Here is a 16,275-nt window from a genome sequence, read left to right as displayed (position 1 = left end):
ATTCCCTTGCTGGCTCGAAAGCCGGTATAGTATGATTGATAATTCACGAACTTAGCAGGTTTTGCGGAGTTTCAAAGTGTCATTTCGGCAACGCGGCTTTAAAGACGAAGAAAAATCCGTATGACGGCGGGCGAGGTCAGAAGGGGCGAACTTCTTGCCCTTGCCCTGCTCAGCGCGGGGATGCTGCTTTACGAGCTTGTCCTTATCAGGATTTTTTCGGTTCTGATGTGGTATCACTTCGCGTCCCTCTCAATCGGCCTGGCCTTGCTGGGGCTGGGCGCAGGAGGGCTGGCCGTCGGCCTCAAACCCTCGCTCGGATCGGCCGCATACCGCGCGCGCTTTACGCTTGTCTTCGCCTTCGGAGTGGTTTCGGTCCTTCTGTACCTCGCCCTGATGCACAGCCTTCCCGAGCTTTCGCGCCTTACGCTCGCACCCTTTCACCAGCCTTTCTACAAACCCTTTGAAAGAGCGCAGACAACGGACCTTGACGTTGAGCTTGCGGTGCGCCTCACAGTGCTGTCCGTGGGAGTTGGGTGGCCTTTTTTCTTCACCGGAGTCGTTACGGCGGGGGTTTTGCGCGAGCGGGCGCCCGACATAAAGAAGCATTACGCGGCCACCTTTCTGGGGTCCGCCCTGGGCTGCGCCTTGTTCCCGCTTCTGCTCTCCTACGTTTCAGCTCCCGCCGCGCTGGGTGTGGCAGGCGCTTTCGCCGCTCTTTCCGCGCCGCTGTGGAACCGTTCAAAATCCATGAAGTGGACCGGAACGGCCGTAGCGGCTTGTTTCGTTGCGCTTTGCGTCTGGGCCGAGGTCTCGGGTTCGGCTGAAATTCCCTTCGCCAGAGGAAGGTACGATCCCGACATCCTCGCGGTCAGGTGGAATTCGATGAGCAGGGTGGCCGCTTTTTCCCTGCCGCCGGACGACATGCTCCGTCCTCAGGGCCAGTCGGTGAAGTACAAGGGAGAGCAGCCCCGCCAGATCGGTCTGGTGGTGGACGATTCCGGGTACACCAACCTTTACGACGGGGCGCAGTCCGCCGCGAACCCCGAATTTTTCCGGGCCAATCTCGTCGCGATGCCGTATCACCTCCGCCCCGGTGCGAAAGCACTTCTTTTCGGGCCCGGCGGAGGGAAGGATGTCTGGATAGCCCTCTCCTTTCCCGGCGTAACGGTTCAGGCTGTGGAGATAAATCCCCAGGTCGTGGAGATGGTTGAGGAGACCTTCGGAGCCTTTACCGGCAAGCCGTACAGCGACGGGCGCGTGAAGCTGGCCGTCGCCGACGCCAGAAGATACGCCCGTCAGGACAGTGAAAAATACGACGTAATCGGGGCTTCGGCGGTTTTCGGCCGCCTTCCCCCTTCTGCCGGGGCCTTCACTCTTTCGGAAGACCTTCTTCACACCGCCGAGGCCTTTGAGGATTACTGGGACCGGTTGACCGGCGACGGCATCCTCTCGGTGACCCGCTTCGCCTACGAACAAAGGGCGCTGCGCCTCACCGCCCTCGCGAGGGATCTGCTCGAGCGCAAGGGGATCGCCGAGCCCGGCCGCCATATAAGGGTGGTATCGGACCGGGGTCTCGCCAACGTGATGGTCTCCAAAAAGCCCTTCGAGGCGAAGGACGACGAAAAGATCAGAGAGGTGCTCGACCGCTATGGCTTCGACCTCCTTTACCCCTATCAGGGCGCGGGCGAGAGTCAGCTTTCCCGTATCGTCGACTCAAAGAATGTGGAAGAGGCGCTAAAGGACATCCCTTTTGACGTTTCCGCTCCGACCGACGACAGGCCTTTCTTCTATTACACGGTGCGGCCCGGCGATTTTATCTCCGGTTCCATTCCCGGCCGCGCGGGGTTTGACGACCGCGGGGCGGAAATCCTGCGCCTCTCCTTTATCATCATGATTGTAATTTCCACGGCTTCGCTGCTGCTGCCCGTGCTTTATCTGCGCGGCCTGCCCAGGGTGGGCAGGAAGTCCTTCTGGGTTCTCTCCTACTTTTTCGCCATAGGTTTCGGCTACATGGTGCTTGAGATCGGCACCATGAAGAGGCTGCTTCTGGTGCTTGGCCACCCCGTGTACGCTGTGACGGTTACGCTGCTGGCCTTCCTGCTTGGAAGCGGCGCGGGGTGTCTTCTTTCCGAAAGGATGGCGCCGAGCCGCAAAAAACTCGGCCTGTGGCTTCTGGTGATTGCCGTTCTGGGCGCGGTGCAGGCGCACTTTACGCCCCACCTGCTGTCGGCGGTGATGAACTACCCCTTCGCCGCGAGGTTCGCGATTGCGCTTCTGGTGACCCTGCCTCTGGCTTTCGCGATGGGCATGCCTTTCCCCGCGGCTATATCCCAATTGGGCGAAAGCAGCGGCAATCTGCTGCCGTGGATCTGGTCGGTCAACGGCTTCGCCAGCGTTTGCGCCTCGCTCGGAGTCTTGCTGCTGGCGATGAATTTCGGTTATTCCGCCACTCTGGACATGGGCGCGGCCTGTTACCTTCTGGCGTTTGTCAGCCTCGCGGGCCTGGGAACGGGTCTTTCTTCCGATGAGGGTATGACGGATTGAAAATTTCAGCAAAGACCCTCCCGTTACTTTGCCTCGCCCTTTTTCTTGCCGCCTCCTGCGCCCAGAAACCGAAGGAACCGGCGCATGTAGCGGGAAAGGTTCTTCGGCACGGTCAGGGCGTGCCGATGGCGATGGTGCAGTTCTACCCCAGGGCCGATCAGGACCGTTCGACTCCTCCCGTAGCGGAAGTTCCCAGCGCGGCGGACGGTTCGTTCACCCTCGACATCGGCCCCGGCCGCTACTGGGTGTGGGCGAAAGCCACCCTGACCGAAGGCAGCAGGGAGATCAGGCTTATCGGGGAAGCCGTGCCCAATCCCGTGGAGCCCAAGCCGGGGGAGAAGGTTTTCGTCAATATCGAGCTGGCCGATCCAAGCGGTTTTTCCGCTTCCACGGGGCCGGAGGGAACCGGGATCAGGGGAAGAGTAGTTTTGCCCGAAAGCAGGGACGGCGCGACGATATACGTTTACAAGGGGATGGTGGAAAAACCCATAGGTCCGGGATTTCTCGTTGCGGTGGAGGTCGCGGACAACAGGGAGTTCCGGATAAGCCTTCTTCACGGCGCTTACACTCTGGCCGTGCGGCAAAGGAAGAGCGGCAAAGACTACGGCCCCCCGGAAAGCTCTGACCTCGTCGCCGTCCGCCGTCTGGAGGTTTCGGAAGGCTCTTACGCGGACACAGGAGAGATAGCTCTCGCGCAGATCGACGAAAAGCAGTGGAGCAAGGTAACCGCAACGATGGGGAGTTCGACCACCTCCATAGAGGGCGTCGTGGTGGATTCCGGCTCGAAGCCCGTCGAGGGAGTGCGGATTCTGGCTTTCCGGGACGGCAGGATGACGGGCAAGCCAGCCTTCGTCAGCCCTCCCTCGGGCAAGGACGGCAAGTTCGTATTGCCCTTGTCCCGGGAGGACGGCAATTATTATCTGGGGGCGCGCTCGAAAATCGGCGGCCCTTCCTCTCCCGGCGAAAAGGTCGGCCAGCACAGGGGCGAAAAGGGATCGGGGATAAACGTCAAGGCGGGCCAGAAGGTCACCGGCCTTCGGGTACTCGTGGAGGAAGTCTGGTGAGAAAGATTCATTTTATTTCGTTTGTAATGCTGCTCCTTTCCTGTTCCGGGGCATATTGCGCGGAAGGAATAAAAGGGAGGGCGTCTCTGGGCGGGACTCTGGTCGAATCCGTGGACATAAATATCTACGCACTTAGAGCTGGAGGGTTCGGCCCCTTCACGGGGGACGCGCCCGCCGCCAGGACGAAGACCGCGATAGACGGGAGATATTCCGTAGACCTTCCGGAAGGCAGATACGTAGTCGAGGCGATAAAAAAAGGGCCTAAAAACAAGGGTGAAAAGCCCGAGGCCGGAGACATCTACTGCGTGTACTCGGGTTCTCCCGTCACCGTAGCCAAAAACCGGTGGACGACCGTCGGGCTCTATCTCACGCCGGTTTCAGCCGAAAAGCGCGGCCCGTCGGAAGCCACCAGAATAAAGGGCAGACTTACCTTCAAGGGCGAACCGCTTGAGAAGGCCTATCTCTACGGCTACAAGTCCGTCGCCGGATATTTTCACGGCCCCGCCGACTTTCTGCAGCCCGTGGCCAGGGGCGACTTCACGGTGTCGGTTCCGGCGGGAACCTACTACCTGGTCGCGCGAAAGCGGGTCAAGGGCGGAGCCTACGGCCCCATAGAACTGGGAGACAGGCTCAACTTCTACGCGGGAAACCCGGTCGTCATCCGCGAAGGAGAAGAGGTGAATCTGGAAATTGCGATGGCCGAGCGGCTGAGTTCTCTGGAAGAGGATGAAAGCGCCGGCAAGGGCCAGAAAATAAAATTGCTCGACCCGACCGGGAAGCCGCTGGCCTCCTACTATGTGCTGGCCTACCCGAATCCCGACAGAAACGGCCCTCCCGCCGCGACCTCGGCCCTGACCGACCAAAACGGGGAGGTTTTTTTCAATTTGCCGCCCAACGCCAGATATCTTCGGGGGCGCGCGACCCTCGGCGGGCCTCTTTATGAGAATGAAGTCTACGTTGACGGAGAGGCGCCGCAGGACTCGCCTTCGACCGGCCCGATAATCCTTAAAGTTCAAAAGAAAAAATAACTTTATTCATGAACGAGGCCCGCAAAATGCGGGCCTTTGTAGTTTTGAGGACTGTCCAAAAACGTCGCGAGAGCCCCGGATTCAAGGAGCCGCGTAGCGAAAGGCGAGGCAACGGCAGCGCTACGGTGAGCCCGGAAGCGAATCGCGACGACGAAGGCGGGGCAGGCTCGCAGCAGTTTTGTTAAATTTTATCTCCCAGCACTCCCATCGCGAATTCGAGCGTGGCGCGGGCGACGAGGTAGTTGCGCCTCGCGCCAGCGAGGTTGCTCTTTGCCAGTGTGAGGTTCAGGAGGGCGTCGTCCACGTCGAGCTTGGTCTTCACGCCGAATTCGTAACCCTTCTGCGCCATTGAGAGGAGCTTTTCGGCCTGCGCCACCGTTCCCTCAAGCCCGGCCAACACCTCTTCGGCCTCGCGGACGTTGTTTTGGGCGTCGCGCACCCCGAGGGCCAGCCCGTCGAGGAGCTTTTGCTCGTCGATACGGAGCCCCGCGGCTTCGCTCGCGAGCTGGGCTGTCCTGCCCTGTGTCCTCTTCCCGTCGAAGATCGGCCAAGTGGCGAAAATACCCGCGCTCCAATTGGTTCCGTCGCTTTCGGCGCTGCCGTCGGGATTTATTGAGGAGTAGCCGTAGGAGCCCCGGAAGTCGAGGCGCGGCTTGTCTCCCGCCTTTGCTATGGTGACCAGTTCGCCGTAGACTTCGAGCCTCTTTTGGAGCGCCGCCAGTTCGGGCCGGTTCTCCTTCGCGGACTTCAGGGCGACTTCGTAGCCGGGGGCGGGCGAGGGGACGACTTCTAGGGAGCCCTTTACGTCTACCTCCCCCTCCTCTATCCCGAGCTGGAAGCGCAGTCTGTCGCGGAGGAGCCGTATCTGGTTTTGGGTCTTCGAGACTTCGGGTTTCGCGTTTTTGACGGCCACTTCGGCGGAGAGGAGGTCGTAATCGGTCGCAACCCCCGCAGCCAGCTTCTTTTTCGCTTCTTCGAGGTGCTTTTCCCGCTGCTGGAGGTTCTGGACCGCGAGCGCGTTTAGCTCCTTGACGAGGAGAAGGTCGTAAAAGGTTGAAGTTACGGTAAGCGCCGCTTCCTGCCGGGCAACCCTAAGTTCGTCGTCCGCCGTCTGCATTCCGATCTCGGCGGCGCGGACCGCTGCGTCGAGCTGCCCCCAGGTGTAGAGCACCTGAGAGACGTTGACGCCTGCTCCCGCTATATTAGTCGCGGTTCCGGGAACGCCGAGCCTCGACTGGCTGTCGTCCTCCTGCCGGAGAAGGTTGGCGGTTGCGGTTACCTGCGGGTAGACGGAAGCCCTCTCCTGCACGTAAATGCCGTAATACTGGTTTTTAAGCTCCCGGGCCTTTTTTATGTCCTTGCTCTGCTCCGAGGAGAGTTTCAGCGCCTCTTCGAGGGTGAGGACGGTCATACTTGTCTTTCCGCCTTCTTCCGTGTAAGCGAGGGGGGCTCCGGCGGCGGTGAGGAAAAGGCCGATGAGGAGAGAAACCAGCAGTTTCTTTACTCCGCTCTCAGGAGTCGTTTCGTCCACGGGTATGCCGCTTCTCCACTTCCTCTTTATCCAGCCGCCGAAATCGTCGAGGACGGAGTAGACGACGGGGACGACGAGGAGGGTGAGGATGGTGGAGGTTATGAGGCCGCCTATGACCGCCCTCGCCATCGGGGCTCTCATCTCCGCGCCCGCTCCCAGGGCGAGCGCGAGGGGAAGCATGCCGAAGATCATCGCAAGGGTGGTCATCATTATCGGGCGAAGCCTGGTGCGGCCCGCCGTAATCAGCGCCTCGCGCTTCTCCATACCGCCCTTCCCCAGAATCTTCGCGTAATCGACAAGCAGAATCGCGTTTTTGGTGACGAGCCCCATCAGCATTATGAGGCCGATGAGGCTCATTATGCTGATGGTATCGCCGGTCATCTTCAGCATCCCCGCCATGCCCACGAGGGAGAGGGGCAAAGAGAGCATGATGGAGAGGGGGTCGATGAAGGATTCAAACTGCGCGGCGAGTATCAGGTAGACGAAGATTATCGCCATGAGGAGGGCTTCCGCCATGTAGCCGAAGGATTCGGCCATGTCCTCCGCCTCGCCGGAGAAGACCACCCTGTAGCCGGGCTCCATCGGGACGTTTTTGGCGGCCTCGGCGACCTTCTGGACGGCGGTGCCGATGGGGAGGCCGTCGAGGTTGGCGGAGATGACCACCTGGCGGGAGAGATCCTGCCTGTCGATCTGCGAGGGGGTCTTTTCCATGTTGTAGCTGATCAGGCCGCCGAGGGGAACGAGAGCGGTAGAGCCGCCGGTCCCCTGCCCCGGAGCCGCGATCCGCAGCCTGCCTATTGTCTCCATGTCGCCCCGGAGGTTTTCCGGCAACCGCACCCGCACGTCAACGGCGTCTCCGTCCTCGTCCTCGTAGGTGGTGACCGCCTGCCCGCCCACCAGCGCCCCGAGGGTGCCGGCGATGCTGCCCGTGGAGAGGCCGGCGTCGGCGGCGCGCTCCCTGTCCACGGTGAGCTGGAATTCCGGCACATCGTGTTCGAGGGTCACTTCGAGATCGACTATGCCGGGAATCTTGTATATCTCGGCTTTCAGTTGCTGTCCGTACTTCTTCAGAAGTCCAAGGTCTTCGCCACGGAGGTTTACCTGAAGGGCCTTCTGGCCCTGAAAGCTGTCGGCTTCCATGATCGAGCTTACTATGCCGGGAACCTTCACCAGCCGTGAGCGGAGGTCGCGCTGTACCTCGTCCTGCGAGCGGACGCGCTCATTTTTATCCTTCAGTTTCACGTAGATGAGGGCGTCGCGAACGGTTGAGTTGTTAGCGCCGATGGTGGCGTAGGTGTGCTGCACCTCGGGCAGCGACCGTATCTCGCCCAGCACCGCCTCAAGCCTGTTCTCGGTCTCGTTAATCGAGGCGTCGGGGGAGGATTTGAGGCCGACGGAGAACTCCCCCTTGTCGAAGCCGACCATGAAGCTGGATTCGAGCGAGCCGAAGATCATTATTCCGCCCACAAAGGCTGCGAGCGCGGCGGCCATCGTAGTCTTACGGTGGTCGAGAGCCCAGCCGATGAGGACCTTGTAGCGGTCCGCCGCCCGGTCGAACCAGTCGTTGAAGGAATCGAGGAGGCGGGCGACGAGGTGGCGCTTACCCTTCCGCTCGATGTCCGGGTCGTGCCAGCGCGAGGAGAGCATCGGGTCGAGAGTGAAGGAGACGAAGAGGGAGACAAGCACCGCGAAGGCTACCGTTATGCCGAAGGAGAAGAAGAAGCGGCCGACGATGCCCTTCATGAAGGCGACCGGCACGAAGACGGCGATAATCGAAAAGCTGGTCGCGAGCACGGCGAGACCTATCTCGGCGGTGCCCTCCCTGGCGGCGGTAAAGTGGTCTTTGCCCATTTCGAGGTGGCGGACGATGTTTTCGCGCACGACTATGGCGTCGTCGATGAGAAGGCCGATGGCGAGGGAAAGCGCCATCAGGGTCATCATGTTCAGCGTCATCCCCATGAAATTCATGACGATGAAGGAGGCGACGACGGAGATGGGGAGGGTAAGGCCGGTGATTACCGTCGAGCGCCACGAGTTCAGGAAGCAAAAGACGATCAGTATCGTCAGAAGGCCGCCGAGGACGAGGGAGTTTTCAACGTCCTCCACCGATTCGCGAATAAAGACGGAGGCGTCGCGCACCACCTCTATGCTGGTTCCGGGGGGCAGTTCCCCCTTCAGTTTCGCGAGAGACTTCATCGCGGCGTCGACCACCTCCACGGTGTTCGCCCCCGACTGCTTCTGGATGTCTATGCCAATCGCGGGAACGCCGTTGACGAAGGCGAGGGTGCGCTGCTCCTCGATGCCGTCCACTATATCCGCAACCTGCCCCAGCTCGACTGTCCGCCCGTTTCTGCCCGCTATGGCGATTCGGTTGAACCCGGCGACCAGGCCGGGTTTGCCGGAGACGCGCAGGGGGGCCTCGGTGAGGCCGCTCTTTATCCTGCCGAGGGGGGTGTTGACGTTCTCGGACCGAAGACCGCCGATAAGTTCGTCAACTCCCATTGAGAAGGAGTCGAGGCGTAGCGGGTCCACGTTTACGTTGACCTCCCGCTTGGAAAGACCGACCAGATCGACCTTGCCTACGCCGGAGATGTTCTCCAGCCTCGGCTTGACCAGCTTTTCCACCACGGTCGAAAGCTCGCGGGGGGAGAGGGTTTCCGATTTAACCGCCATCGAGACGACGGGCATGGCGGAGAAGTCGAATTTCTGTATCACCGGCTCTTCGATGGTAAGCGGAAGGCTGCCGCGGATAGCCTGCACCTTGGCCTGGGCTTCCTGCAGGGCCTCGTTTATCTTTATCTCCAGCTGGAACTGGACGACGACAATCGAGACGCCCTCAAGGGAGTTGGAGACGACGTGCTTGACTCCGGCGATGGGGTTTATCGCCTCCTCGATCTTCTTCGTCACCTCGCGCTCGACCGATTCCGGCGAACCACCGGGGTACTGCGTCGTGACGATGAGAACCGGCACGTCTACGTTCGGGTAGAGGTCGAGAGCCAGCCGCCGGTAGGAGAAGACGCCGAGGGTGACCAGAGCCAGCATCATCACCGCCGCGAAGACGGGCCGTTTTATTGAAAGGTCGGATAAAAACATTTTACTTCGCTCCCCTGGCTTCGGAGACGCTCACGACATCGCCGTCGACGAGGTTGAAGCCTCCGCGAAGGACCACGGCTTCACCCGCGAAGAGGCCGGTGACGATTTCGACCGTATCGCCGCCGGCGGCCCCGGTGGTGACGGACCGTTTTTTAGCCGTAGTTCCGGTGACCACGAAAACCTCGCCCTTTTTGGAGGGAACGTCCCAGTAGACGAGGGCGCCGCGCGGCAGAAGGATCACGTTCTCCTTCGCGCCGGTGACTATCCTTCCCTTGACGAAGAGGCCACCGCGAAGCCTGGGCGGGGAGTTCCTGACCTCGGCGGTCACCCGCAGCGAGCGGTCGGCGGGGTCGGCGGAGGGGTTTATGAACATCACCTTGCCCTCGAAGGTCTCGCCGGGGAGAGAATCGGTCGAAAATGAAAGGGTTTGTCCGGCCTTTACCGACGAGATCGCCTGCGAGGGGACGTTTACCGTCAGGTTGAGGAGGGAGTTGTCCACCACGCGCATTATCACGGCGTCGCCGGGGAGGTCCCCGACGTTCATGAAGCGCTCGGAGACGGTTCCGTCAAGGGGGGAGACGATTGTCGCCTTTGCGATCTGGGTCTCAAGCTGCTTCATATCTTCCAGGGAAGCCGCGACCTGCGCGGAGGCGGCGCGGGCCTGAGCCTCAGCGGCGGCCACCTGCGCCTGCGCGGAAGCTATCTGCGAGACCGTCGATTCTATCTGCGATTTGGCGGCCCTCACCCGCGCCTTTGCGGCGTCGAGGGCGGAAAGCCCCTCGTCGAGGCTCTGCTGCGTCGCCAGCCCGGATTCCCTGAGGTTTTTAAGGCGCTGGTATTCCCTCTCACTCCTTTCGGCGTCCACTTCCGCGCCCATCAGTCCCGCTCTGGCGGTCTCCTCCAGGGATCTGGAGCCGATGGCCTGAGACTTCGCAACCTCGGCCTGCGCCCTGGCTACCGCCTCCTGCGCCTTTGCGCCCTCGATGGCCGCCTTGGCCCTTTCGAGGGCAAGCCTGGGCTCGCTCGCGTCGATCTCGGCGAGGGGCTGGCCCTTCCTGACGTTGACCCACTGGGTTACGTGCAGGGCGGTTATCCTTCCCCGCACCTCCGACTTTACGTCGGCGGAGAATTTCTGTTCGAGAGTTCCGACAACGTCGATTCCCGAAGAGGTGTTTTCCCCCGAAACCTTCAGTATCTCCACGGCCACCGGCGGTTTCCCTTCGGTTTTGGCGGGAGAATCCTTGCCGGAGTCTTTTGAAGAGCACCCGGAAAGGAGGGCCAGGGCCAGCGTTGACGTAATTAAAGCCAGACGAATTTTCCTCATGAACAATCCCCTGATTCAGCTATTCCGGGGTCTCATCCCCAGAAAAATAATGTCGAGAACCTTTGACAGACCTTCCTCGCCGGGAGAGTCCTCCGGGTGGCAAAGCTCGGCGTCCATGGCGAAGCGCACCGCTCCGAGCAGCGCCATAGTCATCGCCTCCGGGCTTTCCCCCGCGAAATCCCCGCGCGAAATGCCTTCGCCGACGAGGGAGGCGATTGTGGCGAGCAGCCACTTGTGAAAGGTGTCGAAATCAAACTCCGGCGCGCCCTGCGGCGGGCCGTGGTAGACGGAATGGATGAGGCTAACCGTATCCAGGTTCTTGCAATGGAGGTTGTGGAGCCGCACCGCCAGATATCTCAGCTTCTCTTCGGCGGAGCCTTCTTTTTTTGCGCATTCGGTGAGGGCGCTTTCAAACTGGGAGAGCGCCTCGCGCATTATTTCGAGATAGACCCCTTCCTTGCTCTGGAAGTAGTAGTAGAGAACCGGGGCGGTCGCCCCCGCCTCCGAGACTATCTCGCGCACGGAGGTGGCGGCGTAGCCTTTCGCGGCGAAGAGCCTCGTTGCGCTCTTCAATATCTTCTGCCGCATCTCCCTGTCCTGCTCGGGCTGGCTTGTTTTCGCTGTCATAAAGGGAACTCTCCGGGTGGTGTTGTTTAGCTAGCGTTAAATATAATAGTTGGACCGGAGAGTCAACGGGGAAATAAACTTTTTTTGATGAAAATAAAAAAAAGCGGGACCCATTTGGGTCCCGCCGAAGGTGCAGGCCGTGTCAAGCCTGTCAAGGAGGGGGATTTACGCTGTTGATTTCTTTAGAAGTTGAGATCGACCTGAACGGTGTAGGTATCTTCACCGGCGATGTCGTTGTCGTTGTACATGTCGTAGCCGAAGATCACGCTGGCGTTGGGCGCGAAGGCGTAGGAAAAGCCGAAGCTGAGCGCGCCGAGGGCGTTGTCTCCGCCCTGGTAGTCGATGGCGGCCCAGAGCTTGTCGGAGATTTCGGGAAGCGAGCGGTCCCAGGAGGCCAGAATGCCGCTGTCGTCGTCGCCGAGGACGTCTTCGTTGCCCTGGTAGTATCCGACTGAGAGGCGGCCGAGAACAGGGATGTTCTTGGCGACGAGGCCGTAGATTATGTTCTGGTTGGTCAGATCCTTCTCGGTGCCGAAATTGTAACCGCCGACGGCGAGGGCGGGGGAGGACTCGAACATGGAGCCTTCCGGGGTGCCGATCTTCAGGTGGCCGTAGATCGGGTGGGAATCATATTCGGGAACGCCGTTGTAGATGAGGTCGAAGCCGACTTCCATCTGGATCTTCTCGTAGGGCAGGACGCCGATGGTCGGCCCGAAGACGAAGACAGGGGGAAAGTAGGGGTCGTCCTGCGAGGTCCTGATGTAGCTGTCGACGGTCAGGTGAGTGACGCCGTAGGCCTGAATGTCGGTGGAGGGTATCCAGATCTGGGTGCTGGGGGTGGACAGCGCGGGCGCGGCGAGGGCGAAGAGGGAGAACGCAGTCAAAAGGGCTTTGGCGGTTCTTTTCATCTTGATTCCTTTCCAAATGGTTCGTTGATAAGCCGTAAGACGGCGGTTAAAAGAACGGCATCGGAACGGGATTATTACAAGACCCGTGCCAACGTTTTAAAAGAATACCAAACGATAATGAGTACGCAACCTTACGGTAATGTTTATCATGGCGCGAAAGAATTTTTGCCCTACAAAATTGGCATAATTATTCCCGGAATTTACAATATTGTCCTCGCAAGAGGAGGTTTTTGCGTTTATGAGACAGGCGAAACCCGCAGGTCAGCGCAGCAGGCGAGTGGTCTTTTTCAGCGCGTAGAGGACGGCGAAGAGGAGGAGGGAAGCGAAAAAGGTGTAGCTCCAGGGCCAGGCCGCGCAAAGCCACGACCCAAACTCCATCTTGCCGAAATGCACGTCGGCGGTGAGCTTTGTGACGAAAAAGGCGAGGCAGAGGGCGGTGAAGCCGTAAAACTCGCGGCGGAGGACCTTTTTCATCGAAAAGGGATTGCGCGGCGTCTGCCAGCCAAAGAGACGGGGGATAAAGGCGGGGGTCTCAAGCGCCCAGCGGCGGTAGGAATCGCCGAACTTTTCGATAAGAAATCGCTCCTCCGTGGCGATGATCCTCTCCATGTAAAGCCAGTAGGAGAGGGTGACGAGGAGGGGGAACCACCAGACCATCAGCGAAAGGGAGACGCCGAGAAGCATAAGGTAATTGCCGAGGTAGAGGGGGTTTCGCACCAGAGAGTAGATGCCTGTGGAGTTCAGCGAGTTGGCGAGCTGTTTTTTGGTGTTTCTGCCGGAGGTGGCCGCCTGGCTGTAGCCCACCGTCACCGCGCGGATGACTAGCCCCGAGAGGGAGACGAAAAAGCTGAAAAGCGCCCAGAGGTTTGCCGCCGCAAGGCCGATCTTCGCGGCTATGGCGGGAGTCTCCCGCAGCGCCAGATAGCCGGGGAGGATAAAAAGCAGGGGAATGAAGCTTCGGTAACGGAAGAGGGTGTGACCCTGCTTTACCATCTCGTCGTTAAGGGGAGTTTTCATCTATCTTGTTGCCTCACGGTCTGGCTGATAATTATACGCTTGGCGCTTATAGCGGGAAAACCCGGTTTGCGGCAACTAAAAACGGTGAAAGCAATTTCGCGAAAATTTACGTCATTCCCGCGCCTGCGGGAATCCAGAGACTTTCGTCATTCCAGTGAAACGGAAATCCAGCAACAGTTATGTAGGTCGCTTTGAGCGTAGCGAAAGGCGACAAAACCATTTCGTGAAAACCTTTTCTACACCTTGCGAGGCTTCGCCCCGCGCCCCCAGTCACCTTTTGAGTGAGCAAAAGGTGACCCAAAACTCAGCCCGGACCCGTCGCTCGCTCTACGAGCGACCACTTCGTTCCGGCTGGGCCGTACGGGGCACCCGCTCGCTATGCTCGCTAAGACCCCGCGCCGGCCCGACGCCTCCACTCGTTGCGCCGCGTACGGGCCCCTTGGGGGACGCCGCAGGGTCGCTACGCTCCGGGCTCGCCCATAAGCGGGTCGTAACCAGCTTATGGGCTCGAAGGTAGTTTTACGTAAAGGGGAAGGTGCATTTTTAAACGGAAACAACAATCCCGTTGCCAGAAAAAAGAAAAAGGGGCAGAATTAGAAACGGTTGTCGTAAGAAGCTGTAGGCGGTTTGTGTGAAACGCAAAAAAACAATGTACTTGTAATTCTCTGTTATTTAATAATGAAAGAGACAAACCGAAAGAAACAAAATATGTGGTCTAATTGTCAGATCGGCGTTTTTCTAAATACGACCTGCAAGGCTTAATGATATGAAAAAGATTTTTGGCCCCAGCGAGCCACGTAAAAGGCAGTTGATATTTATAAGGCGAAAATTTCGCAGGTCAGTAAGAATAAGTAAAATAATATATTATGGAAAAGATCAGCATGATCGTTATGTCATAAATTGCCCTCCTGCATTTAGCGTAGTTGATAATCCAAATGAAATGGTCTCCACTTTCGCAAAGGTAGAAGAATTAATTTATAACAATAAAAAAGTATTCTTCAATATGACCAAAATAAAAACAATAACGCTTGATGCGGTTCTATACCTTCTTGCGTTGCTTGACAGGGCCAAAAAAGCAAAGTATATTCTAAACATATCCGGAAACCTGCCGCTTGATAGAAAATGCAAAGAGACGATTGGAAAGTCTGGATTTTATGATTTTGTTGTTTCTAAATCCGCAACTATTACTTCATCAGATTATTTTACGGTCAGAAATGGAGAAAAATCAGATTCTCCTTTAGCCAATGATGTCTTGGATTTTGTGTATAGGCACACAGGGCAAGAGCGTGATCTAAAATCAAGAAGAATTTATAACATTATTATAGAGTGTATGGTTAATACTTGGCATCATGCTTACGATAGTTCGCATAAAACAAATCAATGGTGGATGATTGCATCAAACGAAAAAGATAAAAAGCGAGTCAGATTTTATTTTTTTGACACAGGTAAGGGCATTCCTACAACGGTCGCAAAGAATTTTGGTGATATGGTTGGCGCTCTAGCAAAAAAACTTAAATTAAAAAAATTGAGAGATGGTGCTTTGATTAAATCTGCACTTGATGGGGAGTTTAGGACAAGCACTAGGCAGCATCATCGCGGTAAGGGGTTGCCAAGCATGAAAGAAACATACAATACTAAGAATATTAGTGATTTGATAGTTATATCTAATAGGGGGATGTATCGATGTGCGATGGGTGAAACTATCGAATTAAAGCATAGGTTTAAGGGTACACTGCTCGCGTGGGAATTTAGTTATTCTGATTTTAAAGAGGCATCTTGATATGAACAGGATAAATATTGCCACCGATTTTTCGCGGACACCTGGTGCACGCTTTGTTGACGATGGCCCGTTTTCCGGTGAAGAATTCCGGCTTAGTATACTAGTACCTCTTTTTAGAGACGAAAACGATAATTCCAAAATAGTGATTGACCTTGATGGGTGCGCAGGGTTCCCAACTTCGTTTTTGGAAGAAGCCTTTGGTGGCATCGCAAGAGATTACGGTGCTAAGCGTTGTTTGGATAGGTTTATTTTCAAGTCCAGCGAAGATCCTTTATTAGTTGAAGAGATTACGCAGTATATAAAAGATGCACGCTAGTTTAATTAGTATTTTAATCTTTATATTTGGTTTTGCTTTCGGACAAATATTTACGGCTCCGATATCATCGTACCAGAATTTTTATGATATAAAATTATTCGGAATTTTGGATTTAATTAGCAGAACATTTTTTATGGTATACATCGCTCTTTTTATAGTTACATCTGTAAATAATAATTTTAAAAACAAAGACATGGTATCAAGCTTATTTGACCTTGCTGCTACTAGCCTTGAAAGGTCTTATCAAAAATACCATGATTATGTGAAGCAGCCAAACGACGACAACTATATCAATTTAATGATGGAAATTAAAAATTTAAGTAGAAATATCGACTATCTGCACAAGGCAATCACATCAAAAAAAATCACCACTAATGATTGTGCCCCCGATGAAATAAAACGCCAGTATCTTGCATATAAGAAAGAGACAACTGATTTGCCGACATCAAGGAAGGCGCAGCAGACAGGGATACTTACATGTAATGCAAGCGTTATGTATTCAAATTTACACAGAGAACTAATATTAAATAAGCTGAGATTGTACAGCTAAATAATTGTATTATGTTATACCGACAACCAATTTAGTCGCGTAGGGTGGATTCCGCCCACCAATAGAAAAACGATAAGGCCCGCATTTGCGGGCCTTATCGTTTTAAAGGATGTGCGAACGTCGCAGCAGCCGTGTAGGTCGGCTTGAGGCACGAAAGCCGACAATTCCATAATCGTTTTTCGCCTTTCGCCTCGCGATAAGCGACCAACACGGTTTCTGATACTTGTAAACAAATTACCTTCGAGCCGATAAGCCAACAATTCTCTTCCGCTTATCGGCGAGCCTTCTTTTCGTCTCCCTACGGGGCCCGTACGCGGCGCAACGAGTGGAGGCGTCGGGCCGGCGCGGGTCTTAACGGAGCGAAGCGTAGTGGGTGCCCCGTACGGCCCAGCCGGAACGAAGTGGTCGCGCTTTTTAAAGCGCGAGCGACGGGTCCGGGCTGAGTTTTGGGCCACCTTTTGCTCACTCAAAAGGTGGCTAGGAGCGCGAGGCA

At 56.8% G+C, this 16,275-nt stretch carries 11 protein-coding genes; 6 read left to right on the top strand and 5 right to left on the bottom strand.

The window, feature by feature from the left end; translation table 11 throughout:
* Positions 1-120: 120 nt before the first annotated feature.
* Genes EPN96_12365 through EPN96_12355 form a run of 3 tightly spaced genes read left to right on the top strand, consistent with a single transcriptional unit; the run spans position 121 to position 4,636 of the window.
* A complete protein-coding gene (locus EPN96_12365) occupies positions 121-2,544 on the top strand; it encodes a hypothetical protein (protein TAL15552.1) in 2,424 nt (807 codons plus the stop codon).
* Positions 2,541-3,608, top strand: coding sequence for a hypothetical protein (locus tag EPN96_12360; GenBank protein ID TAL15551.1), 1,068 nt, complete (start codon positions 2,541-2,543; stop codon positions 3,606-3,608). Before EPN96_12365 ends, EPN96_12360 begins: the two co-directional genes overlap by 4 nt.
* Positions 3,605-4,636: a hypothetical protein gene (locus EPN96_12355; protein ID TAL15550.1), complete on the top strand. Its 1,032-nt coding sequence runs from the start codon at positions 3,605-3,607 to the stop codon at positions 4,634-4,636. The genes EPN96_12360 and EPN96_12355 overlap by 4 nt, the downstream gene beginning before the upstream one ends.
* 181 nt (positions 4,637-4,817) lie before the next feature.
* Here EPN96_12355 and EPN96_12350 read toward each other — a convergent pair whose 3' ends face one another.
* The 5 genes from EPN96_12350 to EPN96_12330 form a co-directional block, all read right to left on the bottom strand.
* Positions 4,818-9,260 (bottom strand): RND transporter, encoded by a 4,443-nt coding sequence (locus EPN96_12350; GenBank protein TAL15549.1) that lies wholly within the window; start codon positions 9,258-9,260, stop codon positions 4,818-4,820.
* 1 nt (position 9,261) lies between these two features.
* The gene (locus tag EPN96_12345; protein TAL15548.1) at positions 9,262-10,584 is read right to left on the bottom strand and encodes an efflux RND transporter periplasmic adaptor subunit; all 1,323 of its coding nucleotides are present in this window, start codon (positions 10,582-10,584) and stop codon (positions 9,262-9,264) included.
* 15 nt (positions 10,585-10,599) lie between these two features.
* Entirely contained in the window at positions 10,600-11,211 is a 612-nt protein-coding gene (locus EPN96_12340; GenBank protein ID TAL15547.1) for a TetR/AcrR family transcriptional regulator, read from the bottom strand.
* A gap of 182 nt (positions 11,212-11,393) precedes the next feature.
* Positions 11,394-12,119 carry a hypothetical protein gene (locus EPN96_12335; protein ID TAL15546.1) on the bottom strand — a complete coding sequence of 242 codons (726 nt, stop codon included), beginning with the start codon at positions 12,117-12,119 and terminating at the stop codon, positions 11,394-11,396.
* Positions 12,120-12,380: 261 nt separating this feature from the next.
* Entirely contained in the window at positions 12,381-13,136 is a 756-nt protein-coding gene (locus EPN96_12330) for a lipid A phosphate methyltransferase (protein ID TAL15545.1), read from the bottom strand.
* 766 nt (positions 13,137-13,902) lie between these two features.
* Between EPN96_12330 and EPN96_12325 the strand changes: the two genes are divergently transcribed.
* The 3 genes from EPN96_12325 (at position 13,903) to EPN96_12315 (ending at position 15,782) form a co-directional block, all read left to right on the top strand.
* Complete coding sequence (locus tag EPN96_12325; protein ID TAL15544.1) at positions 13,903-14,916, top strand: hypothetical protein; 1,014 nt, start codon at positions 13,903-13,905, stop codon at positions 14,914-14,916.
* Position 14,917: 1 nt separating this feature from the next.
* Complete coding sequence (locus EPN96_12320) at positions 14,918-15,232, top strand: DUF4325 domain-containing protein (protein ID TAL15543.1); 315 nt, start codon at positions 14,918-14,920, stop codon at positions 15,230-15,232.
* Between the two features lie 133 nt (positions 15,233-15,365).
* Positions 15,366-15,782 (top strand): hypothetical protein, encoded by a 417-nt coding sequence (locus EPN96_12315; GenBank protein TAL15542.1) that lies wholly within the window; start codon positions 15,366-15,368, stop codon positions 15,780-15,782.
* Positions 15,783-16,275: the final 493 nt, after the last annotated feature.

The organism is bacterium (genome assembly GCA_004322275.1).
Classification (GTDB): domain Bacteria; phylum Desulfobacterota; class Deferrisomatia; order Deferrisomatales; family BM512; genus SCTA01.
Note: the sequence above shows the minus strand (reverse complement) of the source record. Positions and strands in the feature narration are given on the sequence as shown.

Bases quoted from the DNA above. Each gene is read 5' to 3' on its own strand.
- EPN96_12365 (TAL15552.1), top strand. From the start codon at position 121: ATGACGGCGGGCGAGGTCAGAAGGGGCGAACTTCTTGCCCTTGCCCTG.
- EPN96_12350 (TAL15549.1), bottom strand. From the start codon at position 9,260: ATGTTTTTATCCGACCTTTCAATAAAACGGCCCGTCTTCGCGGCGGTG.
- EPN96_12345 (TAL15548.1), bottom strand. From the start codon at position 10,584: ATGAGGAAAATTCGTCTGGCTTTAATTACGTCAACGCTGGCCCTGGCC.
- EPN96_12340 (TAL15547.1), bottom strand. From the start codon at position 11,211: ATGACAGCGAAAACAAGCCAGCCCGAGCAGGACAGGGAGATGCGGCAG.
- EPN96_12335 (TAL15546.1), bottom strand. From the start codon at position 12,119: ATGAAAAGAACCGCCAAAGCCCTTTTGACTGCGTTCTCCCTCTTCGCC.
- EPN96_12330 (TAL15545.1), bottom strand. From the start codon at position 13,136: ATGAAAACTCCCCTTAACGACGAGATGGTAAAGCAGGGTCACACCCTC.
- EPN96_12325 (TAL15544.1), top strand. From the start codon at position 13,903: ATGAAAAAGATTTTTGGCCCCAGCGAGCCACGTAAAAGGCAGTTGATA.
- EPN96_12320 (TAL15543.1), top strand. From the start codon at position 14,918: ATGAACAGGATAAATATTGCCACCGATTTTTCGCGGACACCTGGTGCA.
- EPN96_12315 (TAL15542.1), top strand. From the start codon at position 15,366: ATGGTATACATCGCTCTTTTTATAGTTACATCTGTAAATAATAATTTT.